At 34.2% G+C, this 25,341-nt stretch carries 20 protein-coding genes and 1 pseudogene; 2 read left to right on the top strand and 19 right to left on the bottom strand.

The features are described from left to right. Nucleotides 1-71 precede the first annotated feature (71 nt). The 19 genes and pseudogenes from spoVK to recA all read right to left on the bottom strand — a co-directional run bounded on the left by spoVK (nucleotide 72) and on the right by recA (nucleotide 22,468). Nucleotides 72-1,019 (bottom strand): stage V sporulation protein K, encoded by a 948-nt coding sequence (spoVK, locus tag GW534_RS05055; RefSeq protein ID WP_161919973.1) that lies wholly within the window; start codon nucleotides 1,017-1,019, stop codon nucleotides 72-74. Between the two features lie 402 nt (nucleotides 1,020-1,421). Next, entirely contained in the window at nucleotides 1,422-1,646 is a 225-nt protein-coding gene (gene hfq / locus GW534_RS05050) for an RNA chaperone Hfq (RefSeq protein WP_161919972.1), read from the bottom strand. Nucleotides 1,647-1,693: 47 nt separating this feature from the next. Further along, nucleotides 1,694-2,629: a tRNA (adenosine(37)-N6)-dimethylallyltransferase MiaA gene (miaA, locus tag GW534_RS05045; RefSeq protein ID WP_161919971.1), complete on the bottom strand. Its 936-nt coding sequence runs from the start codon at nucleotides 2,627-2,629 to the stop codon at nucleotides 1,694-1,696. Nucleotides 2,630-2,825: 196 nt separating this feature from the next. Continuing rightward, on the bottom strand, nucleotides 2,826-4,829 hold the full coding sequence (mutL, locus tag GW534_RS05040; RefSeq protein WP_161919970.1) for a DNA mismatch repair endonuclease MutL: 2,004 nt from the start codon (nucleotides 4,827-4,829) through the stop codon (nucleotides 2,826-2,828). A 41-nt stretch (nucleotides 4,830-4,870) separates the two neighbouring features. Next, nucleotides 4,871-7,531 (bottom strand): DNA mismatch repair protein MutS, encoded by a 2,661-nt coding sequence (gene mutS / locus GW534_RS05035; RefSeq protein WP_161919969.1) that lies wholly within the window; start codon nucleotides 7,529-7,531, stop codon nucleotides 4,871-4,873. Between the two features lie 132 nt (nucleotides 7,532-7,663). Then, a complete protein-coding gene (locus GW534_RS05030) occupies nucleotides 7,664-9,250 on the bottom strand; it encodes an acyl-CoA synthetase (protein ID WP_161919968.1) in 1,587 nt (528 codons plus the stop codon). 159 nt (nucleotides 9,251-9,409) lie between these two features. Then, nucleotides 9,410-11,044 carry an SLC13 family permease gene (locus GW534_RS05025; RefSeq protein WP_161919967.1) on the bottom strand — a complete coding sequence of 545 codons (1,635 nt, stop codon included), beginning with the start codon at nucleotides 11,042-11,044 and terminating at the stop codon, nucleotides 9,410-9,412. An 803-nt stretch (nucleotides 11,045-11,847) separates the two neighbouring features. Then, complete coding sequence (gene cotE / locus GW534_RS05020) at nucleotides 11,848-12,387, bottom strand: outer spore coat protein CotE (protein WP_161919966.1); 540 nt, start codon at nucleotides 12,385-12,387, stop codon at nucleotides 11,848-11,850. 161 nt (nucleotides 12,388-12,548) lie between these two features. Then, entirely contained in the window at nucleotides 12,549-13,319 is a 771-nt protein-coding gene (locus GW534_RS05015) for a metallophosphoesterase (protein WP_161919965.1), read from the bottom strand. A 147-nt stretch (nucleotides 13,320-13,466) separates the two neighbouring features. Then, a complete protein-coding gene (locus GW534_RS05010) occupies nucleotides 13,467-13,901 on the bottom strand; it encodes a RicAFT regulatory complex protein RicA family protein (protein ID WP_161919964.1) in 435 nt (144 codons plus the stop codon). Between the two features lie 3 nt (nucleotides 13,902-13,904). Further along, on the bottom strand, nucleotides 13,905-15,488 hold the full coding sequence (gene miaB, locus GW534_RS05005) for a tRNA (N6-isopentenyl adenosine(37)-C2)-methylthiotransferase MiaB (RefSeq protein ID WP_161919963.1): 1,584 nt from the start codon (nucleotides 15,486-15,488) through the stop codon (nucleotides 13,905-13,907). A gap of 806 nt (nucleotides 15,489-16,294) precedes the next feature. Then, nucleotides 16,295-16,522: a hypothetical protein gene (locus GW534_RS05000; protein WP_161919962.1), complete on the bottom strand. Its 228-nt coding sequence runs from the start codon at nucleotides 16,520-16,522 to the stop codon at nucleotides 16,295-16,297. Between the two features lie 109 nt (nucleotides 16,523-16,631). Continuing rightward, nucleotides 16,632-17,009 (bottom strand): permease, encoded by a 378-nt coding sequence (locus GW534_RS04995; RefSeq protein ID WP_246203934.1) that lies wholly within the window; start codon nucleotides 17,007-17,009, stop codon nucleotides 16,632-16,634. A 22-nt stretch (nucleotides 17,010-17,031) separates the two neighbouring features. Next, nucleotides 17,032-17,238 carry a helix-turn-helix transcriptional regulator gene (locus GW534_RS04990; RefSeq protein WP_161919961.1) on the bottom strand — a complete coding sequence of 69 codons (207 nt, stop codon included), beginning with the start codon at nucleotides 17,236-17,238 and terminating at the stop codon, nucleotides 17,032-17,034. A 340-nt stretch (nucleotides 17,239-17,578) separates the two neighbouring features. Continuing rightward, nucleotides 17,579-17,992 (bottom strand): annotated as a pseudogene (locus tag GW534_RS04985) (DUF1801 domain-containing protein); the annotation flags it as partial. 195 nt (nucleotides 17,993-18,187) lie between these two features. Further along, nucleotides 18,188-18,448, bottom strand: coding sequence for a stage V sporulation protein SpoVS (gene spoVS, locus GW534_RS04980; RefSeq protein WP_019391885.1), 261 nt, complete (start codon nucleotides 18,446-18,448; stop codon nucleotides 18,188-18,190). A gap of 156 nt (nucleotides 18,449-18,604) precedes the next feature. After that, nucleotides 18,605-19,402, bottom strand: coding sequence for a TIGR00282 family metallophosphoesterase (locus GW534_RS04975; protein WP_161919960.1), 798 nt, complete (start codon nucleotides 19,400-19,402; stop codon nucleotides 18,605-18,607). A 113-nt stretch (nucleotides 19,403-19,515) separates the two neighbouring features. Then, entirely contained in the window at nucleotides 19,516-21,078 is a 1,563-nt protein-coding gene (gene rny, locus GW534_RS04970; RefSeq protein ID WP_161919959.1) for a ribonuclease Y, read from the bottom strand. Between the two features lie 340 nt (nucleotides 21,079-21,418). After that, nucleotides 21,419-22,468 (bottom strand): recombinase RecA, encoded by a 1,050-nt coding sequence (recA, locus tag GW534_RS04965; protein WP_161919958.1) that lies wholly within the window; start codon nucleotides 22,466-22,468, stop codon nucleotides 21,419-21,421. A 444-nt stretch (nucleotides 22,469-22,912) separates the two neighbouring features. Between recA and GW534_RS04960 the strand changes: the two genes are divergently transcribed. Together GW534_RS04960 and GW534_RS04955 are read left to right on the top strand one after the other, a co-directional pair. After that, a complete protein-coding gene (locus GW534_RS04960; protein WP_210253468.1) occupies nucleotides 22,913-24,106 on the top strand; it encodes a trypsin-like peptidase domain-containing protein in 1,194 nt (397 codons plus the stop codon). A 130-nt stretch (nucleotides 24,107-24,236) separates the two neighbouring features. After that, a partial coding sequence (locus GW534_RS04955; protein ID WP_161919956.1) for a Ppx/GppA family phosphatase occupies nucleotides 24,237-25,341 on the top strand: 1,105 nt, incomplete at its 3' end.

Here is a 25,341-nt window from a genome sequence, read left to right as displayed (position 1 = left end):
GAAAAACAATGCTCCACTACTAGAGCATTGTTTCCATACCATATTATTATATACCAATAATTCCCTATTTGCTATCGGTCCGTCGAGAAGATGAGATCATGACTACGAATCGTCATTAAATCAGTTCTGTCATATTGGTTATTTATTAATAATCGCATCGCCTGTTGCCGAATAGACTTCTCAATTATATTACGTATATAACGTCCGTTTGAAAAACGATTTTGAAAAACTGTTGCTTTTATTTGTACGAGATGCTCTTTTAGTCTTCGTTCAGCATCTGTGCTTAAAATGTATTCTCTGTCCTTTACCATCCTTCGAGCTATTTCCATTAATTGTTCGACAGAGTAGTCGGGAAATTCAATTATAATTGGAAAACGGGATTCTAATCCTGGATTTAATGATAAAAAATGTTCCATTTCTCGTGAATATCCTGCGAGTATTAATACAAAGTCGTTTTGTTTGTCTTCCATATGTTTTACAAGGGTATCAATCGCTTCTTTACCAAAATCTTTTTCGCCACCGCGACCAAGCGAATACGCTTCATCTATAAAAAGAATCCCGCCCATCGCTTTTTTTATTACATCCCTCGTTTTTTGAGCAGTATGACCAATATATTCTCCAACTAAATCCGCTCTTTCACATTCTAGTAAATGTCCTTTAGATAATACATTTACTTTATGCAAAAGTTTGCCGATTAAACGAGCAACGGTAGTTTTTCCGGTTCCGGGATTTCCTTTAAACATCATGTGAAGAACTTGTTTTCCAGCTTTTAACCCCATTTCTTCACGCTTTTTATTCACAATAATCCAAGCATATATTTCTTTAATAACTTTTTTTACTTCCTCAAGTCCAACAAGTGAACTGAGTTCCTCTTCAATTTCTTTTAATATTTCATGTTCTTCTGTTTGTTCTTTCGGTTTCCATTCTTTCGGTTCGGGATAAGTATCAACTTTTTTTATTTTCGGCTGTAACGTAATACTTATTTGTCCATTATTTTTCATACGGATTGGTTGACTCAAGTTGTTCACCTCTCTATCAATACATCAGTATACGTCTTGATGCAAAAAAGGTGACATTCGCCCATTCAAATACTATATCAGAAAAAAACTTTTTTCGACAAAAATAAAAATGGACTTGTCAATTCTTGCGCTTTCCTGAGAAATTATTTTTAGTCATCGTAATTATTGCATATCTTTTAAAAAATATTTTATAAAAATATATGTCTACATTTATAATTTCATTGTATGTAAATAATAAAAAAATCATCTTTATTTATCTTTATTCAGGATGTTTTACGTACATGCCATAAAAATAAAATAAATAAGACTATCCATAAATATGCGGGATTTGTTATGTATAAATATTGATCACCGCAACTGGATAGTCTTGTATCTAATTCGACAAATTATTTATTGGGATTATTATTCAACATTAATTTGTACATTACGTGATGGAGAAAAAGTTGATATAGCATGTTTAAATACGAGTTGTTGTTTCCCATCGGTTTCAAATAATACAGTGAAGTTGTCAAAACCTTTAATGTATCCTCGAATTTGGAAACCATTCGTTAAAAATACCGTCACTTGAATATTTTCTTTCCGAAGTTGATTTAAAAATTGGTCTTGAATGTTAATCTGTTTGTTCATTTCATGTCCTCCTCATTAATCTCCTTAAATAATTTATTCGATTTTTTTTAAAACTTTCCTGCTATAAATTCGGAAATTTTTTCTAAATTTTCATGAAACGCATTAGCATCCGTCATATCGAACCAATTGACGTCCATTTTATTACGGAACCATGTTAATTGTCTTTTCGCAAAATGACGAGTATTTTTCTTAATTTGATCAATCGCTTCATCAAGGGTTATTTTCCTATCAAAGTAATCGAAAAGTTCTTTGTAGCCAATAGCTTGTGTTGATTGAACATTTCTTAACCCTTTATCATAAAACGACTTTGCTTCTTCTACTAAACCTTGTTCAACCATTAGATCAACACGTTTATTTATTCGTTTATATAAAACATCCCGATCCATCGTAAGTCCAATCAATACAACATCATAGAGCAGTTCCCGCTGTTGCTTTTCTTTTCGTTCGGTCATTGTTTCCCCAGTTGTATAATATATTTCTAGCGCACGGATTACTCTTCGTTCATTATTCGGATGAATGTTTTCCGCAGCTTGTGGATCGATTTTTTTCAATTCAGCAAAAAGCGGTTCAATCCCTTCATCTTCAAAACGTTTATATAACTTATTCCGTATCAAATCATCACGAGAATCGTCAATAAATTGATAATCATAAATGACCGATTGAATATATAAACCCGTTCCTCCAACAATCATCGGAAGTGAATTTCGTGAAGTTATTTCAGTAATTTTACTACGAACTAATTGCTGAAATTCATAAGCCGAAAATGATTCATCTGGATTTTTTATATCAATTAGATGATGCGGAATTCTTTCCATTTCTTCCTTAGTTATTTTCGCCGTTCCGATATCCATTCCACGGTATATTTGCATGGAGTCACCGCTAATGATTTCTCCTGAAAAGCGTTTTGCTAACTGAATACTCATGGCTGTTTTTCCTACAGCCGTTGGTCCTAAAATTACCACTAATTTCTCTCTTTTTTCCAAAAAACTCACTGCTTTCAAAGCATATTATTATAAATTGTACCTCAAGTTTACCATAATTTTCTAAATATGTTAAACATCAAATTATTATTGCCAAAAAATATGGGATTAAACATGAAAACTTGAATATTAAAAAGGTTACCCGCTAAAGATAAATGCAATGTTAATGTCGTTTATCTTTTATACGGATAACCTTATATTACATAATCCGTTTAAACATTTTTTCCATTTCATACGTTGAAAAATGAATGATAATTGGCCGTCCATGGGGACAAGTAAACGGATCACTTGTTTTTCGTAACGTATCAAGGAGGGCTTGAATTTCATCATTACGTAGGCGGTGATTCGCTTTTATCGACCCCTTACAGCTCATCATAATTGCCGTTTCTTCACGTAACTTCTTCAAGTCAACTTTTTTCATCGCTAAAACTTGCTCAATAATTTCCAAAATCGTTTCCTTTTCTTCACCCTTTGGGAACCATATTGGATGACTGCGCACGATAAATGTATTAATACCAAAGGGATCCAAAAACAAGCCAACTTTTTTCAATTCATCGAGGTTTTCTTCAAGTTTAATATACTCGTCATTGGAAAATTCGAGTGTAATCGGGATGAGTAATTCTTGTAAATCCTTAGGTACATCACCAATTTTTTCTTTGTAAAACTCATATTTAATCCGCTCTTGCGCCGCATGTTGGTCAATAATATATAGACCATTTTCATTTTCTGCAAAAATATACGTACCATGCATTTGGCCAATTGGATACAGTGGCGGAACACGATTAGAACTTACTGATTTAACTTCAGAAATGTCTTCAAATTGTTCAGTATCGTTTTCTATGATTTCGTCCACAATCGACTCATTCTCCGTTGAATTAGTATGAATGGAATTATCATTTGTAAATAAAGGTGTTGATTCATCAACATCCGTTTCTAGTGAAGTAGATTCATGGATGATTGTCGGTTCTTCTCGTTCCTTTCTATCTATCATTAGTGACTGAACAAACTTGTTCGCTACTTCTCGTTCTTCTTTGGATAGGACCGAGCTTTCATAGCCTCTATTTAAATTTAGTGTTTGTATTTCCCTAGGTTTTACATTGTTGTTATTTGTTATCGGAAGTTGTTCACGCTTGTCTTCAGGTAAATGATCTAATGTTAGTGATATTTGTTCAGATTTCGGTTTAACGGTTTTCGGCACGGCACCATCAGGAATTAACGTTTCTTTTTTGAAAGCTTGTTTAATCGTGTTCGTAATTAGTTCACTAAGTTCTTTTTCTTTACTTAAGCGAACTTCTAGTTTAGCTGGATGGACGTTTACATCAACTAAAATAGGATCCATTATTACATTTAAAAAGGCAATCGGGTAACGACCTATTGGAAGTAATGTATGATAACCCGCAATAACCGCATTTGTTAAAGCGTAATTTTTAATAAAACGTCCATTTATCATTGTAGAAATATAATTCCGGGATGCCCGCGTAATTTCCGGTAATGCAATAAAACCTTCTACTTTAAAATCAAGGTTTTCTGCTTTAATAGGTATCATTTTCTTTACTATTTTAAAGCCATAAATGCTTGCTAATACTTGTCTCGGATCGCCATTTCCGTTTGTTTGTAAAAGAGTCCGGCCATTATGAACAAGTTTGATTGCTACTTCAGGATGTGCTAATGCGATACGGTTTAAACAATCCGTTATATTTCCTAACTCCGTATGCAATGATTTCATATATTTTAAACGGGCAGGAGTATTGTAAAATAATTCACTCACAGTAAAGTCCGTACCTTTTCGACTGGATGCTGGTTCTAAAACTTTACGGACGCCACCTTCTATAACTATACGTGTCCCTTCGCCAACACCAGTACTTGTTATCACTTCCACTTTTGAAACAGAAGCAATACTCGGTAATGCTTCTCCCCGGAAACCGAGCGTTCTGATACGAAAAAGATCCTGTTCATTTTTAATTTTACTCGTTGCATGACGTTCAAAGGCAAGGGGCACGTCTTCTCTATCAATGCCACTTCCATTATCAATGACACGAATTTTTTGTAAACCTGCTTCCTCGACATGTACTTCAATAACCGTACTTTTTGCATCGATGGCATTTTCAACTAATTCCTTTACAACTGAAGCGGGACGTTCAACAACTTCACCGGCAGCGATTTTATTAGAAAGGTTTTCACTTAACTGAATAATCTTTGTCACGTTCTCACCGCCTTCATCTCATAAATTTTAATAAAAATAGGTTATTTTACTTTTTTTTGCAATTGATATAAAGCGTTCATTGCGTCTAGGGGAGTCATTTCTAATAGATTTAAGTTTTTTAACTCTGAGATTACTTTTTGTTCTTTTGGAGAACTTGATGGCTGTTTGTTCATTTCAGGTTCGTCAAACAATGATAGTTGAGCAATTTCCGCCCCTTGTTCTTCATGTTCCTCTATCACTATAGTCTGTTCGGATTCGATAGGTACTGTTACCGTTTCTTCAGCTTTTACTTGACTCTCTGAATCTTGTTTGTTATGGTGACCGTTCTTTTCAAATTCTTGTAAAATCTGTTCAGCTCTATTTATTAATTCAGGTGGCATATCAGCAAGTTTTGCTACATGAATACCGTAACTTTTATCCGTTGGACCTTCTTTAATTTTATGAAGGAAGACAACTTGTCCATTTTTCTCAACGGCACTTACATGAACGTTTTTCAATTTCGAAAGGGATTTTTCTAAAACCGTTAGTTCATGATAATGGGTTGAGAACAATGTTTTCGCACCAATTTTATCGTGAATATATTCAATCATCGCTTGCGCTAACGCCATACCATCATAAGTTGACGTTCCTCGACCAATTTCATCAAATAAAATTAAACTATTTTCCGTTGCTCCGCGAATTGCGTTACGAGCTTCTAACATTTCGACCATAAACGTACTTTGTCCACTTATTAAATCATCCGCTGCACCAATTCTAGTAAAGATTTGATCAAAGATTGGTAATTCTGCATATTCAGCAGGAACGAAACAGCCAATTTGTGCTAAAATTGCCGTTAAAGCAATTTGTCGCATATACGTACTTTTACCAGACATATTTGGTCCAGTAATAAGCAGAATTTCTGTTTCATTATTCATGTCACAATCATTCGGTACATACGTTTGTACATCCATTACTTTTTCTACAACTGGATGTCGACCTTCTTTAATTGACACTTTCCCATCATTATTAAAAATTGGCTTAACATATTGTCGATTTTCACTTATTTCGGCAAAACATTGTAAACAATCAATCTCGCTCACTTGTTTCGCTAACGCTTGTAATCTTGGGATATACTCTTTTACTTGATTTCGAATTTCAATGAATAATTCATATTCAAGATCAACAGACTTTTCTTCTGCTTCTAAAATAATGGATTCTTTTTCTTTCAGTTCCGGAGTAATGAATCGTTCTGCATTTGTTAACGTTTGTTTCCGTTCGTAGTTACTATCATCTGGCAATAAATGGAGATTTGCCTTTGTTACCTCGATATAGTAACCGAATACCCGGTTATAGCCAATTTTTAATGATTTAATGCCTGTCTTTTCCCGTTCTGCTTTTTCAAGTGCTGCAATCCATGTTTTACCGTTTCGACTTGCATCACGATACATATCTAGCTGTTCATTATATCCGTCACGAATAATATTTCCTTCTTTAATCGTAATTGGAGGATGATCTACAATTGAATGCTCGATTAATTCGGCAATTTCTGTACATGGATCAAGACTTTCTGCTAAATGCTGTACTTTTTTATCATTGATATTAAACAGAATTTCCTTTAACTCAGGAATTTGATAGAGAGTAGTTTTTAAGTTTACTAAATCTCTAGCATTCACATTACCAAAGGCAACTTTTCCTGCTAATCGTTCAATATCATATACTTGTGTTAATTTATCGCGTAGTTCTTGTCGTTCAAAATAGTTTTCTTTAAATTTTTCTACAATGTGCAAGCGGTTATTAATTTTATCCAGGGATAATAATGGACGATCAATCCATTGTTTTAGCAGCCTTCCACCCATTGCTGTTTTCGTTTCATCAAGTAACCATAACAGCGAACCTTTCTTATCTTTCGAACGAATAGTTTCTGTTAATTCTAAATTTCGTTTTGAATAATAATCCATTTTCATAAATTGGTGAACTTGATATGTTTCAATCGGTTGAATGTGATCAAGACTTCTTTTTTGTGTCCGATAAAGATAGTTAAATAGACGGGCAGCTGTTATTACTAATTTATCTTGACTTAACGGTGCAATAATTTTCTCAAATTCATGACTAATTTCCGTTTCCTTTTCATAAGAAATTGTTACAGATAATCGTTCTTTTAATTGCTTAATTTTTTCCGGGTGAAATTGACCGTCTACAACAATTTCTTTCGTTTGAATTGTTGCTAATTCATTAATACAATCATCCCAGCCTTCAGTCAAAAGGGTGACTTTACTTTCACCTGTTGATAAATCACAAAAGGCAAGGCCAAATGTATCATCAGGAAAGGCTGTAATTGAAGAAATGTAATTGTTCGCTTTATCACTAATTGATTTACCTTCCATCATTGTCCCCGGAGTAATGAGTTGTACAACTTCACGATGGACCATGCCTTTTGCCTGTTTCGGATTCTCCATTTGTTCCGCAATGGCGACCTTATAGCCTCTACTTACTAACGTTTCAATATACCCTTGAGCAGAGTGATAAGGGACACCTGCCATTGGAATTTTTTCATCGACCCCGCCATCACGGGCAGTTAGTGTAATTTCTAATTCTTGACTTGCTTTTATCGCATCTTCAAAAAATAATTCATAAAAATCGCCTAAACGAAAAAATAAAAAGGCATCTTCATACTCTGCCTTTATTTTTAAATATTGTTGTATCATGGGCGTATATTGTTTCATTTCCCAACACCTTCTTATGTCTTTTCAAAATAAAATTATAACATACAGCGACAAGTTTTGACATTGGTTAATATAAACCAAAATTTTATAAACGGTAAATAAAACAATCCCGTAAAAATACGGGATTGTTTTTTAAGCGTTATTTCGATTTCTTAGTTCTACACGACGGATTTTTCCTGAGTCGGTTTTTGGTAGTGACTCAGCAAATTCAATTTTTCTTGGATATTTATATGGCGCAGTGAGTTTTTTCACAAAATCTTGTAATTCTTTCACTAACTCATCACTACCAGTAATACCATCTTTTAGTACAACAAAAGCTTTAACGATGTTTCCCCGAATTTCATCAGGTTCAGCGACAACAGCACATTCTTTTACGGCTTGGTGTTTCATTAATGCGTCTTCTACTTCAAAAGGACCAATTGTATAACCGGAAGAAATAATCATATCATCACTTCTGCCGACGAACCAATAATAGTTATCTGCATCACGATATGCTAAGTCTCCAGTTACGAAGTAATTACCTTTAAACGCTTTTGCTGTACGCTCCGGATCTTCATAATAACTAGCAAATAGAGCTGGGAAATCTTTACGTAAAGCAATATTCCCTTTTTCATCAGGTCCTAATGGATTTCCTTCATCATCAACGATAGCGACAAACTCTGGTAAAATTGGTTTACCCATAGAGCCAATACGAATATCCATGTTTTGTACAGTACCAATCACAAGTGTACTCTCAGTTTGACCGTACCCGTCACGAACTGTAATATTAAATTTATTTTGAAATACATCAATTACTTCTCGATTCAATGCTTCACCAGCGGAAACAGCACTGTGTAATTTCGTTAAATCGTATTTTGTTAAATCCTCTACTTTTGCCATTAAACGATATTCTGTCGGTGTACAGCAAAGGACATTGATTTGTTCTTGTTCAAGCAACGTTAAATACGTTTCTGGTTTAAATTTTCCTAAATAGACAAAGCCAGTAGCTCCTATACCTAGTACTGAAACGAATGGGCTCCATACCCATTTTTGCCAACCAGGACCAGCCGTTGCCCAAACAATATCATCTTCATGAATATCTAACCAAAGTGGTGCAGCTATACGAAGATGAGCATATGCCCAACTGTGAACGTGAACTACTCCCTTCGGTTGACCTGTTGTTCCTGATGTATAACTAATAAGTAGCGGATCTGTTTTTTTAGTGTCTGTTTTTTGACAAACTTCAGATTCACCCTCTACTAACTCTTCCATTTGTAGCCAAGAATTAACTGATTTCGTAAATGTAATTTTAATTTGTAAATTATTTGCATCATTTGCAACTTTGTCTACTTCCTCACATAAATCGGCGAAGGCAATGACAGCTTTTGCTTGACTATTGTTTAAGCGATACAAAATATCGTTAGCACGTAACAGTTCAGAAGCGGGAATAATTACAAGACCATTTTTCCAACATGCATAATAAATAATATAAGATTCAATCATTCTTGGAACCATTACAAAAACACGGTCCCCTTTTTTCAATCCTATTTTTTTTAAAGCATTCGCTAATTTATTCCCTCGAGCGATGAATTCCTTATACGTGATTTCTTCTCGTTCCCCATTTTGACTTAAAAAGCGTAACGCAATCTTATCTGAATAATGTCTTTCAATATCATCAACAATATTATACTTATTAGGTGCCATTAAATCCTCAAGGGATACGGTATGTTTTTTTATCATTTCTCAATCACTCTCTTCTAAAAGTTTATTAGTAAAATATTACTTTATACCAATTTATAATATCACATTTTATGACCAGATACTATTTTAATTTCTTAATAAAAAAACCAATGATTTGGTAAATTTATCCAAATCATTGGTTCTCATTGTTTATTAATGTTATTTCATATCATCAGGATAGATTTGTAAATCGATTTCCCACACGACTGGCATCCAATAATAAATAAGTAAGACAATTAATAAAACAGATAAAACATTTAACCAAAAACCGGCTTTAATCATATCTCCGATTTTTATTTTGCCAGAAGCATAGACAATTGCATTCGGTGGTGTAGCAACTGGCATCATGAATGCACAAGATGCAGCTATACCAGCGGCAACCATTAAAGCATACGGATGCACACCTAAAGCAAGAGCAATCGATGCCATAATTGGGTACATCATCGTCGCAGTTGCGGTATTTGATGTGATTTCAGTCAAGAAAATAACAAGTGCCGCCACTATGGTTAAAATTAAAATAAAGTTAATCGCATTTAGTATGGTTAATTGAGCACCAATCCACTCAGCCAATCCTGTCCTTTCGAATCCATCCGCAATTGCAAGTCCTCCTCCGAATAAAAGCAACGTCCCCCATGGTACATTTTTCGCATCATTCCAATTGATTAATGTCCCGTCTTTCGCTGCTTTAGATGGTAAAAGAAATAATATGGAACCAGCTAAAATAGCAATCAATGTATCATCAATACCAGGTATAAATTCTTCTAATATAAAAGAACGAATAATCCAAGAAATTGCAGCAAATAAAAAGACGACTAGGACAAGCTTTTCTTCAAAACTCATGTTACCTAATTTTTTCTTTTCGCTTATAATTACTTCTTTACCACCTGGAATCGATTTCATTTTCATTGGAAAACCCACTTTAACAAGATAAATCCAGGTTATTGTTATTAATAGCACAGTTAATGGAATACCAAAGGCCATCCATGAAGCAAATGTAATTTCTGTATCAAACATTTGATTAATCATACTTGCAAAAATAACATTAGGTGGTGTGCCAATCAGTGTTGCTAAACCACCGATTGAAGCTGAATAAGCAATTCCAAGCATGATCGCCTTACCAAAATTCGAATCAAATTCTTCCTTTTTCTCCTCTAATAAGTCAGAAACATGTGTGATAACGGCTAATGCGATTGGTAACATCATCATTGCAGTGGCAGTATTAGAAATCCACATAGAAATAAATCCTGTTGCAACCATAAACCCCAGTACTAGTCTTTGAGTGCTTGTACCAACAAGCAAAATAATGTTCAAAGCAATTCTTCTATGTAAATTCCATTTTTCCATCGCTATTGCGATTATAAAACCACCTAGAAATAAAAATATATTTTTGTTCCCGTAGTTTGGAGTAACAATCCCTGGATCCTCAACAGCTCCCGTTATCGGAAATAGAATAATCGGTAAAAGAGATGTTGCAGGGATTGGAATTGCTTCTGTAACCCACCAGGTTGCTATCCAAAGTGTACTGGCTAACACTGCAAGTGCTTCAGTTGGCATCCCATCAGGAGAAAGCCAAAAAAATGTAACAAAAAACAATATAGGACCAAGGATCAATCCTATATTTTGTCGCATCGACCTTTTTCTTTTCGGTTGAATATTTTTTTCTTTTATTGTGGTAGTGGAATTCGTGCTTGATGACAAATCAGTTGAACTTCCGACCATAAATCGAAAGGTTTCCTTTGTTTGATCATGTAAATACCACAATTTCTCCCAAACCTGTTGCAAAGCAGTCCCCATTTTTTCCCCCTCATTCATCTATAATCACAAAAAATGTTATGTCTTTATAAAAATAAGTTATACTAATAATAGTTTTTTTGTCAATATTATTCTATTTTTTTATTTTTGAATCGAGTAGGAGGGAGCGATTAACTCCCGTCCTCTCACACCACCGTACGTACGGTTCCGTATACGGCGGTTCAATTAAGATCATTGACGCAAGTCTTTATAACTTCCGTGAATAGCTGTTCTCTTTATGCCAGTGGTCACTCCACCCTCCAAGAGGTCTCCCACGGGATTCACCGCTTCCTCCCTCAAGTGAGGTACTACCTTTTCTGTGTTCATCATGACTCACTGAATGCCAAGGGCTATTCTCTCTTAATTGTTCGGTCCTTCTTAGTTGTTCTAGACCAACTAATACTATGACCTCTGCTGACTTCTGACGGTTCAGCTATTTATCACTAAGTAGGTTATGAAGAGTACTTCACATATCCGCCAGACCTCCCCGGGTAAGTACATGCACTTTCACACCATCTATCCGCCTCATTTACTCGATATGACCTTCGACAGAAAGAGCTTTGTTTTGTTATGCAAACTCACTCAATCATACCTAGCCTTATATGAGGTTCGTGTTCCTCGGACCGGTGTTTTGCCTCCAGCTTCCTTCAGATTCCGCGTCACCACGGACACCTTGGCTCTTGGCTAACCTCTACTTCTGTCTTCGGGGTTCGGGACTTACACCCTATAGTTCATGTACATGCCGGGCGCACATAAAAAAAACGCTTTGCTAGTAAACTTGCAAAGCGTTGTTAAACGAGTAGGTGTTATTCCTCTTCTGTATTTACTAAAAAGTCCGGGTTTAATTCTTCAAATTCTTCATCATCTAAGTCTAAATCCCAATCATCATCGTCAAAGTCTTCTTCTCCTAACTGCACCCACACTTTTGTTTCACCGATTAGTTCAACGAGAAATTCTCGTTCTGCTGTTACAACTATACGATTTGAATTCGGAGAAATAGTAGCTTCTATTGTGTTTGGTTGTTGCAATACTTTACATACTACTTCGCGATCAGCAATTGAATTATCATCTTTATATTTTAATTTGATTTTATCTTTATATTGTACTCGCTCAGTTGCTACATCTGTTTTAGTATTATCATTGCAGGAATACCAGCAATTAATATCAAAATGTCCGTCAACCTCTACCGTATTACCTACTTTCTCCGCTTTATAAGCATGGTTTATAATCCAGCAGCCTAGGATGTTTGATGGGGTAGTGTTGGGACGTATCGTATGTTTGGAATTTGTGTGTTTACGACCTTTCGCAACGACCGCTTTAACGATAATCTCTCTAGAATTTCCCATGCGAGCGTAACCTCCTCATGTTTTATCACTTCATCCTATGCGGGACAATAGACTAGTGTGAGGGCTTAATTGATAATTTATCGGATAAAGTTTTAAAAACAAAAAGAAAAACATAAGAATGAAGTATACCTTCACCTTATGTTTTTATGAAAAAATTGTGCTTATTTATGTTTAATTGTAATCAAATGTGTCTCAGGGTGAGCGCCTAGCCGGAGAGGTAACATCGTTGTTCCATACCCATTGCTAATTAAATGATCCATGTTAGGGTAACGATATAAATCGCCTTTTTTACCCGGTCCCATTCCGAATATACGTATTTGCCCTCCGTGAGTATGACCACTTAATATTAAAGAAATATTATCTTTTGTTGTTATATTATTTATTATTTCAGGATTGTGACATACGATAATATTAAAATCTGTATCAGCAACATCTTGTAACGCTTTAGGCAAATTGTCCCTTTCAAAACTGATTTCACCAACACCAATTAAATTAATAGCACGGTTTTCAACACTTTCTTTTAAAATTATCCGTTTATTTTCAAGTACAGTCACGTTATACTTTTCAAATAATAAAAGTAACTTTTCTTTGTCTACTTCAAAATCATTATTCCCCCAAATAAAATAAACCGGTGCTACTTTAGAAAGACGTGCTAAGTTTTCCTCTGTTTTTTCCAGCGGAACATTTTTCTCTGTTAAATCCCCGCCGATTACTACAATATCCGTTTGTTCTTTTATTTCATTAATGATGGTTTCATCAACAATTCTTTTATGAATATCTGAAATAAAAAAGATCGTTAATTTTTCGACTGAAGAAGGGAATGTATTATATGTTAATGATAAATAGTGGACATGATTTTCATGGGCAATAAAATACATTCTAACTAATAATAAAATACCAATAATGATGCACGTATAGAAAATATAAATCATTCATGACTCCCCAGCTTTATTTTAAAATATATTTTACTAAATCCATTGTATATAAAAAATCGGGTTAACCCAAATAACTTAAATGAAAATTGAATTGTCCGTTATTGGGTAACCCTTTTGTTATAGTCAGTTTATTATATTTTTTCTTTATTGTTTACTAATTTTTCTTTGTTCGCTTTCTAATTGTGCACCTGTTTTACCGGTTAATAAATCACCATCTGTTGATTTAATTATTTCATCTGTAACTGTATTGGCGATTGTATGAGTAACCATTTGCAAAAGGTCATTGACCTCAACTTGTGACTCTTTAAATTCTTGTACAACGGGGATTTCATCGATTTCTTTTTGCAATTGATCAATTGTTTCTTCTACTTTTTTCAACATATTTACTTTTCCGTAATTTTGTAAGTTTACGGCTTGCTTTTGTAGCGCTTTAATTTGCTTTATTTTTTGCGCAACTTTTTCGTTTTCGTTAATTTTTGCTTCTGCTTTCTTAAAATAATCGACTTCTTCCGTTTCAGAAATCATTTTTGCTAATTCCTTAGCTTTATCTATAATTTCTGTTTTTTTATACTTCCCCATTTATTAACTCACCTCTACAGTTTCAATATCTTCAACCATCTCTCCATCCAAACTCCAAGTTTTTGCTTCAGTAATTTTTACTTTAACAAGTTTTCCAATCGCAGACTTCGGACCTACAAAGTTAACAAGTTTATTTTTTCTTGTATAGCCAGCTAAAACATTAGGATTATTTTTTGACTCACCTTCAACAAGTACTTCCAAAATTTCGCCTTCTAATTCTTTATTTTTTTGCGCGGACAGTTCATTAACTAACGCGTTAAGTCGTTGTAGCCGTTCTTTTTTCACGTCCATTGGTACATTGTCTTTCATGCGTGCTGCTGGAGTTCCTTCTCTAGGTGAATAAATAAATGTGAAGGCAGAATCGAAACCTACTTCCTTATATAAAGATAAGGTTTCTTCAAACTGTTCATCTGTTTCATTCGGGAATCCTACAATAATGTCTGTCGTTAATGCAACATCAGGGATAGCCGCTTTAATTTTACGCACTAATTCTAAGTATGATTCTCTTGTGTAGCGACGTCCCATAATTTTCAACATGGAACTTGAACCGGATTGAACTGGCAAATGTATATGTTCTACTAAATTGCCGCGCTTTGCAAGCACTTCGATTAAGTGATCATCAAAGTCACTTGGATAACTTGTTGTAAAGCGAATCCGCGGAATATCGATTTTACGTAAATCATCTAACAAGTCACCAAAACGATAATCTAAATCTTTAAAGTCTTTACCATAAGCATTTACGTTTTGACCAAGCAATGTAATTTCCTGATAACCTTGAGCGGCTAGACTACGAACTTCTTGGATAATATCTTCAGGAAGTCGACTTCTTTCTTTACCACGTGTATACGGAACGATACAATACGTACAGAATTTATCACAGCCGTACATAATGTTTACCCAGGCTTTAATTTTCCCCATTCTTGCTTTAGGTAAGTTTTCGATAATGTCTCCTTCTTTAGACCATACTTCCACAACCATTTCTTTTGACATGTATGCTTCTTCTAAAATGAATGGGAGACGATGAATATTATGCGTTCCAAATATCATATCAACATGTTGATGTGTTTGTAAAATTTTATTAACTACTGATTCCTCTTGGGCCATACAACCACATACACCAAGTAACAAGTCCGGTTTTTCTTGTTTAAGCGGTTTCAAGTGACCGAGCTCACCAAACACTTTATTTTCCGCATTTTCCCGGATCGCACATGTATTTAATAATATTACATCTGCATCATCAGTAGTATCTGTCGGCTCATATCCTAATGCTTCAAAAATACCTGCCATCACTTCTGTATCATGTTCATTCATTTGACAGCCATACGTACGGATATAATACTTGCGACCATCGCCCATCCCTTTAAACTTTTCAGGGATTTTAAAGTCTGTAAAGTAATTGACTTCCCCTTTACTTCTTTTTCTAGCCGCTTTTAAGTTTGGCGGTTGAAAAGTTCCAAAATATTTCGCAATCATTTCGTCACTGGAAATTTTTTTCAAACGTTCAGCATTTTTCTCTAATGCGGATTTTTTGTCCGATGGAGTCTCTACTTTCACTTGTTGTCCTTGTATTCGTTGTTCTTCGTTCATGTAAAATCTCCTTTCAACCTCAAGTGTTACACATTGTACTTAAGTTTTATTATTTAATGAAAAAAGTGTCAAACATGGGAAAAACTCTCTTTTAAAATACCATTATATACCGTGCATATGCAACAGACAACTTAGTTAAATGGAATTTTCTAAGATTCGTTGAAGGGAAAATAAGAAATAAGACTCATTTATTAAATCTTGTTACAATAAGAGTAAATTTTAATGTATTATTTAATTTATATAGACTTGTATACACAGAATGGATCGCCTCAATTAACTCTTGGAAAACTTCAGGTCTTTCCATTCCTCTACGTTTTAGAGGACTAGATATATGTTACCAGTTGTCAAGGTCTATTCTAGATATAAATGGGGACCGTTTTTATAACTTGAAAATTAACAGTAACTATAACGGACCCGTAAAGTGTCATAACTCAAGCATTGTGAATCGACCATTTCCGGTAGACCCTATTTGTTTTGTCACATTTGGCTCTTTATTCCAGAGTAACAAGTTTTTCGGAATTAAAAAGGACCGTCAAACGACGATCCTTCTGATGTATATTATTGAATTGGTTGTTCCGTTAGTGTTTCTAAAATATCTGCCATTTCAGCCTCTGTTAATGGAACATTATCGCTAGTATCAGTATTGTTTAATTCGTTTTGAAGTCTTTCAATATCGTCATTTGCTTTTGTTAGTTCAGCTTCTAAGTCAGCAATTCTTTGAGCAAGTGTTTCGCTGTTTGTATTAGCATTTGCAATCTCAACATTAGCTGCATTTAATTGATCTTCTAATGAAGCAATTTCATTATTTACTTCAGCGATTTGCCTTCTAACGATGTAATCGTTGCTGTATTTGTCTCGTCTAGTTCAGTCAGTCTGTTGACTTCACTTTGTAGACTGTCTCTTAAAGTTTTTAAGTCATTTATTTTAGTAACTAATTGATTTTCATTCATTTCATATTTATTTAAGTCAATAACTTGACCTTGAATTGTTGTAATAGCATTATCAACTGTATCTTTACCGTCCCAAACGGTCATGGCACCTAAGGTAATGACTCCACTTAAAACTGTTGCACCAACAAGTTTTGATAAGATAGTAATTGATAAATAAAATCAATATATTCCATATGAGATCTCTCCTAATCATTTAGTATATTTTGGATAGAACAACTTGAGATAAAAAGACTGTAATAATAGTTAAAGAAGCCAAGATTTCAATTGTTTCTATCGGACTTAAATTAATTAGGTTCAAGCCTAATAGTATTATGAATATAAAATAATAAACCATTATCGCAAAATATGAATAAAACATTGCCCTTTCACGTGTCATTTTCATTCTTTCGTCTTTCTTTTTAAATTGGTTATGTAGATAAGCCAAAGATAGAAACATAACTGCTATTGAAAAAATTAGAATTCCTAAAAATAATAATTCAGTATCATTTCCGATCAATTCATTAACAATAGTATAAATACTTAGAATTAGTAAAATAACTCCTGTAACTAAATTTCCCATTTTTGATTTCATTAAGAATAACCTCCTTATTTGATTATTTATAATCGTCCTCCTCTAAGAAAAAAATTTCTTCTACCTTACATCGGAAAGCTTCAGCTATTATCAACGCTAATGGAAGAGAGGGATTATATCTTTCTTTTTCAATAGATATAATAGTTTGCCTAGAGACCCCTAATTTTTCAGCTAGCTTTTCTTGGGAATAACCGTATTTCTTTCTATAATAAGAAACCTTATTTTTCAAATGATCATCACCCCCTTCATAAAACATCATAAATGTAAAGCTAATTTTACGTCAAGTAAACTTAACTCTCAATAACCGTTAATATTCAGTCTGCATATAATCAAATAAAAACATTAGGTATCGTTTTAATCGCGATGACAGTCATAGCCATGATTCCAATTATCGTATCAAGTCATTTATTAGGTAAAATTATTATGAATCCAAGTATTTCTCTAACAAGAACGATGAAAGAAATCACTTTTAAAACATTAGAAATTAATAATAAAAAAGAAAAAAACAAATTGGCGACCCTTGATAAAGAGTCGCCAATTTGTTTTTTTCTAATTCCCTCGTTTATTGTGTATTTTTCTGATACAGCTTCAACTGACCGTTTAATTAGTTGTTTTAAAACATTCACATCGATATCGGCAAGCTTATTAATATAAACACATGCTTTACCTGTTTTGTGCTTTCCTAATTTCTTCAATAGTTCTTGGCACTTTGGATCTTATACAAATAAATATAAACTTAAATTTGACTTTCTAGGTGAGAAACCGACAATTGCTACATCGCCTTCATGCCCGGATTCGTATTTATAATGATATGAACCAAAACCTATAATACTTGGTCCCCACATTTTCGCTTCATACCCTGTAGTTTCAGTAAAAATATTAAGTAAGTGAAATACATCTTCTCTTTTTTTTACATTTTCCACTTGTTCAATAAATTCTATGACACTACGTTCTGTCGGTTTTGTCTTCAATTCATTCCCCATAACGATTAATTCTCCTTTTAAAAAACCTTTCGTACTAGTATACTACTTCCTACTAACATTATATAATAAAATAATGTATTTTAGAAATTAGCGTTAGAGAATATTAAAAAACAAAAGAAAAAGCCTGATTGCAAATTGCCAATCAGACTTTATTTCCCTCAACACAAACAAAAACGAAATAAATGATTTCAATTTTCAACGAGGTTCAACAATTAGTTTTATTGCAGTTCTTTCTTCCCCGTCAATCTGGATGTCGGTAAAAGCAGGTATGCAAATAAGATCTACACCGCTCGGAGCAACAAACCCTCGCGCAATTGCAACAGCTTTAACCGCTTGATTTAATGCCCCTGCTCCAATGGCTTGGATTTCAGCCCCTCCTCTTTCTCTAAGGACTCCTGCAAGTGCACCAGCAACAGAATTCGGGTTCGATTTTGCTGAAACCTTTAATATTTCCATATAAGCTCCTCCTTGAAATTCTCTACTTTATTTTTTTCAATGACTGACCTGCAAGCCTATAAATCATCCCATTGCTACTATATTCAAGGAGTCGAGCCTATATACCTTATATTCTTCCTTTTTCAAAAATTCTTTAAAGTGATTTTTTATACGGAATTAATTAAACAGACTTTGATTACTGTTTATATAAATTCTTTCGATATTTTTAGATAAGCCTGTTTTTTCGTCAACATCAATTATAACCCCATTTAATTGTGTTCTGCCACTTTTCGGCACTTCAAATCGAGCAGGAAGATTTGTTAAAAATTTATGAATAACTGGAGCGGGATCGACACCAATAATTCCATCATAAACCCCTGTCATACCAACATCTGTAATATATGCGGTCCCTTTCGGTAAAACTCGATTATCTGCTGTTTGTACATGGGTATGGGTACCAACTACTGCACTAACTCTGCCATCTAAATACCATGCAAATGCCATTTTTTCACTTGTAGCTTCACCATGAAAGTCCACAAAAATGATCGGTGTTCTTTTCCGAGCTTCAGCTATAAGTCTATCTGCAATTTCAAAAGGATTATCAATTGAATCCATAAAAGTTCTCGCTTGTAGGTTGATAATCGCAACTTCATATGCATTTACTTTAATAAAAATCATCCCTTGTCCAGGGTTGTTTTCAGGTAAATTAGCAGGTCGTACTAAATATTTTGCATCATCTATGAACTCAAAAATATCCTTATTTCTCCATACATGGTTTCCCATTGTAACCGCTTGAACACCCATTTCAAGAAATTGGCGATAGATTTTCTCAGTTATCCCCTTTCCTGATGCTGCATTTTCGCCATTTACAATGGTAATCGTAGGACGATATTTCTCTTTTAATTTTGGTAAGAATTTTTCTAACGCTTCACGACCGGGAGAACCGACTACATCTCCAACAAAAAGTATTCTCATAACAAATCCTTTCCTATGTACTATGTATTATTTCTTTTTCATTGTAACACATAAAGACAAAGTTTACTCTCGAATATTTAAAAAGGTTGATGTCTAAAGACATCAACCTTTTTTTATTTAGCATATTCAACTGCACGAGTTTCTCGAATAACAGTAACTTTTATATGACCTGGATAATCCAGTTCACTTTCAATTTTCTTCCGAATATCTCTAGCCAAACGATATGCTTCAGAATCATCGATTACATCTGGTTTAACGATTATTCGAACTTCACGTCCTGCTTGGATGGCGTAGGATTTTTCTACACCTTCGTAGGACTCTGAAATTTCTTCGAGTTTTTCTAATCGACGGATGTAACTTTCTAATGTTTCACTTCTTGCACCTGGTCGTGCAGCGGATAATGCATCGGCTGCCGCAACTAAAACAGAAATTACAGATGTTGGTTCTGTGTCACCATGGTGAGAAGCAATAGCGTTAATTACAACAGGATGTTCTTTATACTTCGTGGCAAGTTCAACACCAATTTCCACGTGGCTTCCTTCAACTTCATGGTCAACAGCTTTTCCAATATCGTGAAGTAATCCAGCACGTTTTGCTAAAGTTACATCTTCACCTAATTCAGCTGCTAAAATACCAGCTAGATGAGCCACTTCGATTGAGTGTTTTAACACATTTTGTCCATAACTTGTTCTAAATTTCATCCGTCCGAGAATTTTAATTAAATCAGGATGAAGACCGTGTACTCCAACATCAAATGTTGTTTGTTCTCCAATTTCTCTGATTTGTTCATCAACTTCTCGTCTCGCTTTATCAACCATTTCTTCAATTCTTGCAGGGTGGATTCGTCCGTCTTGAACCAATTTTTCAAGTGCACTTCTTGCAACTTCTCTACGAATTGGATCAAAACCTGATAAAATGACCGCTTCAGGAGTATCATCTATAATTAAATCGATACCTGTAAGGGTTTCTAAAGTTCGTATATTCCGTCCCTCTCGACCGATAATACGCCCTTTCATTTCATCATTTGGTAAATCCACGACGGAAACAGTTGTTTCAGCAACGTGATCTGCAGCACATCGTTGAATAGCTAATGAGAGGATACTCTTTGCTTTCTTGTCAGCCTCTTCTTTCGCACGATTTTCAGATTCCTTCACCATTACGGCTATATCGTGGGAAAGCTCCTTTTTGATTTGATCAAGAATGATGGCCTTTGCTTCTTCTTTAGATAGACTAGAGATTCGTTCTAGTTCAGCTTGCTGTTCGCGCATCATCTCTTCCACTTTGCTTTCCATCTGTTCAATATGCTGTTGTCTTTGATTCAGAGAATCCTCCTTCTTTTCTAAAGATAATTCTCGTTTGTTTAAAGTATCGTCTTTACGATCAAGATTCTCTTCTTTTTGCAATAAACGATTTTCCTGTTTTTGCAATTCATTTCTTCGTTCACGAAGTTCACGTTCAGTTTCTGTTCGAAGTCTGTGAATTTCATCCTTTGCTTCTAGTAATGCTTCTTTCTTTAAAGATTCTGCATCTCTTTTAGCATCTTCTAAAATTTTCTCTGCAGCATCTTTAGCACCAGCTATCTTTGCTTCAGCAACGGATTTTCGAATGAAATAACCAGCAACAACACCGACGAGAATAAGCAAAATGGAGATGATGACGTAGATAAATGTTTCCATCATTTCACCTCCTCTTGCTATGAACTTTTTACCTCATACATGTCGGCATGTACATTTTCAATATGGTTTCAGAATTATCTGGCACTCATTGCTTTCATACAGCAAAAGCCAATCTTTGCGATAGTCAAATACTATTGACTAAACCTTACAAAAAAATTAAAAATATACAACTTTATTTTAAAGGTGTAAAAAACCATTGTCAAGGGGAAGTCATTATGCTGATTAATTAATTTAGGCATATAATATTTTTGTAATTCATAATTAATGTGTCACTTTCAAAAAAGTACGAATTTCTGTTTTTTCTATTAAAAAAAGATCACATAAAGTGATCTTTTTAATTTTATATATCCAATTCTTTTTGTTCTATTTCAGAAAGGTCTGGAGCTTCATTACTTTCGTCCAGTTGTTCAAGACCGTAATGTTCACGAATTTTATTTAAAATCTCATATTTAATTTCTGGATTTTCTCTTATAAATAATTTCGCATTTTCTCTACCTTGACCTAGTCTTTCTCCATTATAGGAGTACCAAGAACCACTTTTTTCAACGATATCTAAATCCGCACCAATATCAATGATTTCCCCTTCGATGGAAATACCTTCTCCGTACATAATGTCAACTTCAGCTGACTTAAATGGCGGTGCAACTTTGTTTTTAACAACTTTAACTTTCGTTTTACTACCTACAATGTCGCCACCTTGCTTTAATTGCTCAGCACGACGAACTTCTAAACGAATCGTACTATAGAATTTTAATGCTCGTCCACCTGGTGTTGTTTCTGGGTTACCGAACATTACACCGATTTTTTCACGAACTTGGTTAATAAAAATACCGATTGTTTTTGATTTGTTTAATGCACCTGATAATTTACGCATCGCTTGAGACATTAAGCGCGCTTGTAACCCCATATGGGAATCTCCCATTTCTCCTTCAATTTCTGCCTTTGGTACAAGGGCAGCAACAGAGTCAACTACGATAATATCAACCGCACCACTACGAACTAATGCCTCAGCAATTTCAAGACCTTGTTCACCAGTATCTGGCTGAGAAAGTAGTAATTCATCAATATTAACGCCTAATTTTTGCGCATAAACAGGGTCAAGGGCGTTTTCCGCATCAATAAAAGCAGCTTGTCCGCCTGCTTTTTGTACTTCAGCAATCGCATGAAGAGCAACAGTAGTTTTACCTGAACTTTCTGGACCATATATTTCAATTATACGTCCTCGTGGATATCCTCCAACACCTAATGCAATATCTAATGCTAATGATCCACTTGATACTGTTTGTACTTGGGTATCCGTTTTCTCACCCATTTTCATAATGGAGCCTTTTCCAAATTGTTTTTCGATTTGTTTTAATGCCTGTTCTAAGGCTTGTTGGCGTTCACTCACACAATTTCCTCCTCGTTCTATCATAAAATTAACAATTAAGTTTCATTGGTTTCAAAAATTACCTATCTATACTATATACCTTTTTTTATTACTTGCCAAGCATTTTATCGAACATCTATTCGTTAATTTTTGTGAGTTGCTTTTGATGAAAATTCATTTTTTTCTAAACGAAAACTTAATTTTTAACCAACCTAACTATATAAAAATATATTTTTGTCAATAAGTCTGAACTTTTTCATAAACTGTTCTTAAATAAGTAGAAATATATTATTCTCGTTAATTATGAAATTGTGTGACCATGTTTTTATTGATTTTACAAAAAAGCGGGTGTTCACATCGATGAAAATGTTCAAAAAAATGACTATTATTATCCTTTATTTGTTTTTATTTCTTTTTTTTATTCAGCATGATGTTTATGCGAAAAAAATCTCAACAAACGAAAATATGAAAAGTACAGTAATGGTGTTAGTTTATTCTAATGAAAATGATATAGAAACAGGATCTGGTTTTATCATTAGTGAAAATCATATCGTTACTAACGAACATGTTATCAGTGGAACCGAATATGATTTCCCTGTATACATTCTATTAGATAATGATGAAATGATTGAGGTAGATGTCATATGGTCTTCTGAAGTGAAAGATTTAGCAATTCTTGAAACAGTAGAACCCCTTAAACGACCGGCAGTACAGTTTACAAGCTCTTCAGAAATGGAAATTCGCGATAGAGTTTATGCTATGGGTTTTCCATCAGCAGCAACTGAAGGAATGGACTCATCTGCTTTAACGACTGTAAAAACAACTGAAGGGATTATTAGTGCAAAAGTATATGCCGAATTAGATGTTGCCCTTTTTCAAACAGATACTCCTTTAAATCCTGGTAATTCGGGCGGTCCTTTATTTTCAGACTGGGGTACAGTTATTGGTGTAAATAGTAGTGCCTCACTTGCCTATGGAATTATAATTGATGAATATGGTCAAGTTTCGCCGGAGAGGATTCGAAAAGGCGATGGAATCAATTGGGCAATCCAAGTTGATGAACTGTTAGTTGAACTAGATCGACTCGGAATTGATTATGAACTCATCCCACGACCTACAGATTCACCATGGAATACGTTAACTATATTTTTAATGATTTTTGCATTGTCTTCCTTTGTACTCGCTTTAATCGCACTTATTTTATTATTTAATAAAAAAGAGAAGCCGCGTATCGAAGAATCAAACCAAAATTATATATCTAATAGCTCTCCCCCGTATCAAACTACTAGAATGAATCATCAACATTTGCCGCAACATACTTCCAACAAACTATTACAACCATTTTTAATTGCACATATAAATCAAGTTGAAAATAAGTTCATTCCGATGGATAAACCAATAATTATTGGTAGTGATCCTTCTTTATGTCAATTTGTTATTCCTTCTAAAGAAATTAGTCCTAAACACTGTGGAGTTGTATTTGATTGGCAAAATGGACAATTTATCCTATTTGACTTCAGATCAACAAACGGCACTTATTTAGAAAATGGGCAAAAAATCCCGCAAAATTACGAAGTATATTTGCAGCCAGGTAATCAATTTTATTTGAGTCACACCAATTATTTGTTTGAAGTTCAGCTTATTTTTAATAAACAATAAAATATAAGTTTAAAGATTTTGTAAATACACATATTTATTAAATTTTATCTGGAAATAATATGGTAAAATCTATATTATTAAATAATTTTTATTGCTTTTAAATATGAAAAAATAGATTTCAGGTGGAAATATGGACTCAAAATTATATGCTGTAATCGATATCGGTTCAAATACAAACCGTTTAGTTATTTTTAAAAAGGATGGCTATGGACGGTTAAATGAAATTGAAAATGTAAAATCCGTTACCCGTCTGCGAAACTATCTTGATGAAGAAGGAAACCTAAGTCAAGAAGGTATCGTTACTTTACTGAAAACATTAAGAAGTTTTAAAGAGATTGTGAAAACTTATTCGATTCATACACTAATATGTGCTGCCACCGCAACGATTCGAGTTGCTAAAAACCGAGAAAAAATCAAGAAAATTGTAAACGAACAAATTGGTTGGGATTTGGAAATTTTAACTGAGGAAGAGGAAGCTTTTTATGGGTATTTATCGGTCGTCAATTCAACTAATATCCATGAAGGTTTAACCATTGACCTAGGTGGTGCAAGTACGGAAATTACTTATTTTAATGATCGTAAAATGGTTTACTCACATAGTTTCCCTTTTGGCTCCTTATCATTAAAATATATTTTCAATGAAATGAAGGATATCAATGAGTTAGAGCTATATATTAATAATCAATTATCTGCTATTCCATGGTTACGCAATTTACAAACACCATTAATTGGCATTGGTGGAAGCGCAAGAAATTTGGCCCAGATTGATCAATTCCAAAAAAATTACCCAATGGGAGGATTACATCAATATAAAATGACTGGTCCAGATTTGGAACGACTTGTTTCTTACCTTTCCTCCCTTTCGGTTCAACAGTTGCAAAAACTAGAAGGATTGTCTAAGGACCGAGCGGATACGATCGTCCCTGCTGCTATCGTATTTTCATGTGTTTATAAGTATATTAATGCATCATCCTTTATCGTTAGTAAAAAAGGGCTAAGGGAAGGAATATTTTACAAAGAATTGTATAAGGACATGGAATTTACTTTAGCTCCATCCGTCATTAAAAATAGTATTCAAGAACTGGTGATTGACTATGGACAAAATGAAGCACAAATTAATCATGTTGAAAGTTTAACATACTCACTATATGAACAATTAAAAAATTTCAAGTTAGTACATTTAACTGAAGATGATTGGCAGTTATTACAATTGGCCATCCCGGTTTATTATTTGG

Source organism: Pallidibacillus pasinlerensis (assembly GCF_009996845.1).
GTDB classification, from domain to species: domain Bacteria; phylum Bacillota; class Bacilli; order Bacillales; family Caldibacillaceae; genus Pallidibacillus; species Pallidibacillus pasinlerensis.
Note: the sequence above shows the minus strand (reverse complement) of the source record. Positions and strands in the feature narration are given on the sequence as shown.

What these genes read in the sequence shown, in the direction of transcription:
- GW534_RS05015 (WP_161919965.1), bottom strand. Translation starts at nt 13,319, where the DNA reads ATGATTTATATTTTCTATACGTGCATCATTATTGGTATTTTATTATTA.
- cotE (WP_161919966.1), bottom strand. Translation starts at nt 12,387, where the DNA reads ATGGGAAATTCTAGAGAGATTATCGTTAAAGCGGTCGTTGCGAAAGGT.
- GW534_RS04995 (WP_246203934.1), bottom strand. Translation starts at nt 17,009, where the DNA reads ATGAAATCAAAAATGGGAAATTTAGTTACAGGAGTTATTTTACTAATT.
- mutS (WP_161919969.1), bottom strand. Translation starts at nt 7,531, where the DNA reads ATGAAACAATATACGCCCATGATACAACAATATTTAAAAATAAAGGCA.
- GW534_RS05000 (WP_161919962.1), bottom strand. Translation starts at nt 16,522, where the DNA reads ATGACCGTTTGGGACGGTAAAGATACAGTTGATAATGCTATTACAACA.
- GW534_RS04975 (WP_161919960.1), bottom strand. Translation starts at nt 19,402, where the DNA reads ATGAGAATACTTTTTGTTGGAGATGTAGTCGGTTCTCCCGGTCGTGAA.
- GW534_RS04960 (WP_210253468.1), top strand. Translation starts at nt 22,913, where the DNA reads ATGAAAAGTACAGTAATGGTGTTAGTTTATTCTAATGAAAATGATATA.
- GW534_RS05030 (WP_161919968.1), bottom strand. Translation starts at nt 9,250, where the DNA reads ATGATAAAAAAACATACCGTATCCCTTGAGGATTTAATGGCACCTAAT.
- rny (WP_161919959.1), bottom strand. Translation starts at nt 21,078, where the DNA reads ATGGAAACATTTATCTACGTCATCATCTCCATTTTGCTTATTCTCGTC.
- GW534_RS05025 (WP_161919967.1), bottom strand. Translation starts at nt 11,044, where the DNA reads ATGGGGACTGCTTTGCAACAGGTTTGGGAGAAATTGTGGTATTTACAT.
- hfq (WP_161919972.1), bottom strand. Translation starts at nt 1,646, where the DNA reads ATGAACAAACAGATTAACATTCAAGACCAATTTTTAAATCAACTTCGG.
- miaB (WP_161919963.1), bottom strand. Translation starts at nt 15,488, where the DNA reads ATGAACGAAGAACAACGAATACAAGGACAACAAGTGAAAGTAGAGACT.
- spoVS (WP_019391885.1), bottom strand. Translation starts at nt 18,448, where the DNA reads ATGGAAATATTAAAGGTTTCAGCAAAATCGAACCCGAATTCTGTTGCT.
- GW534_RS05010 (WP_161919964.1), bottom strand. Translation starts at nt 13,901, where the DNA reads ATGGGGAAGTATAAAAAAACAGAAATTATAGATAAAGCTAAGGAATTA.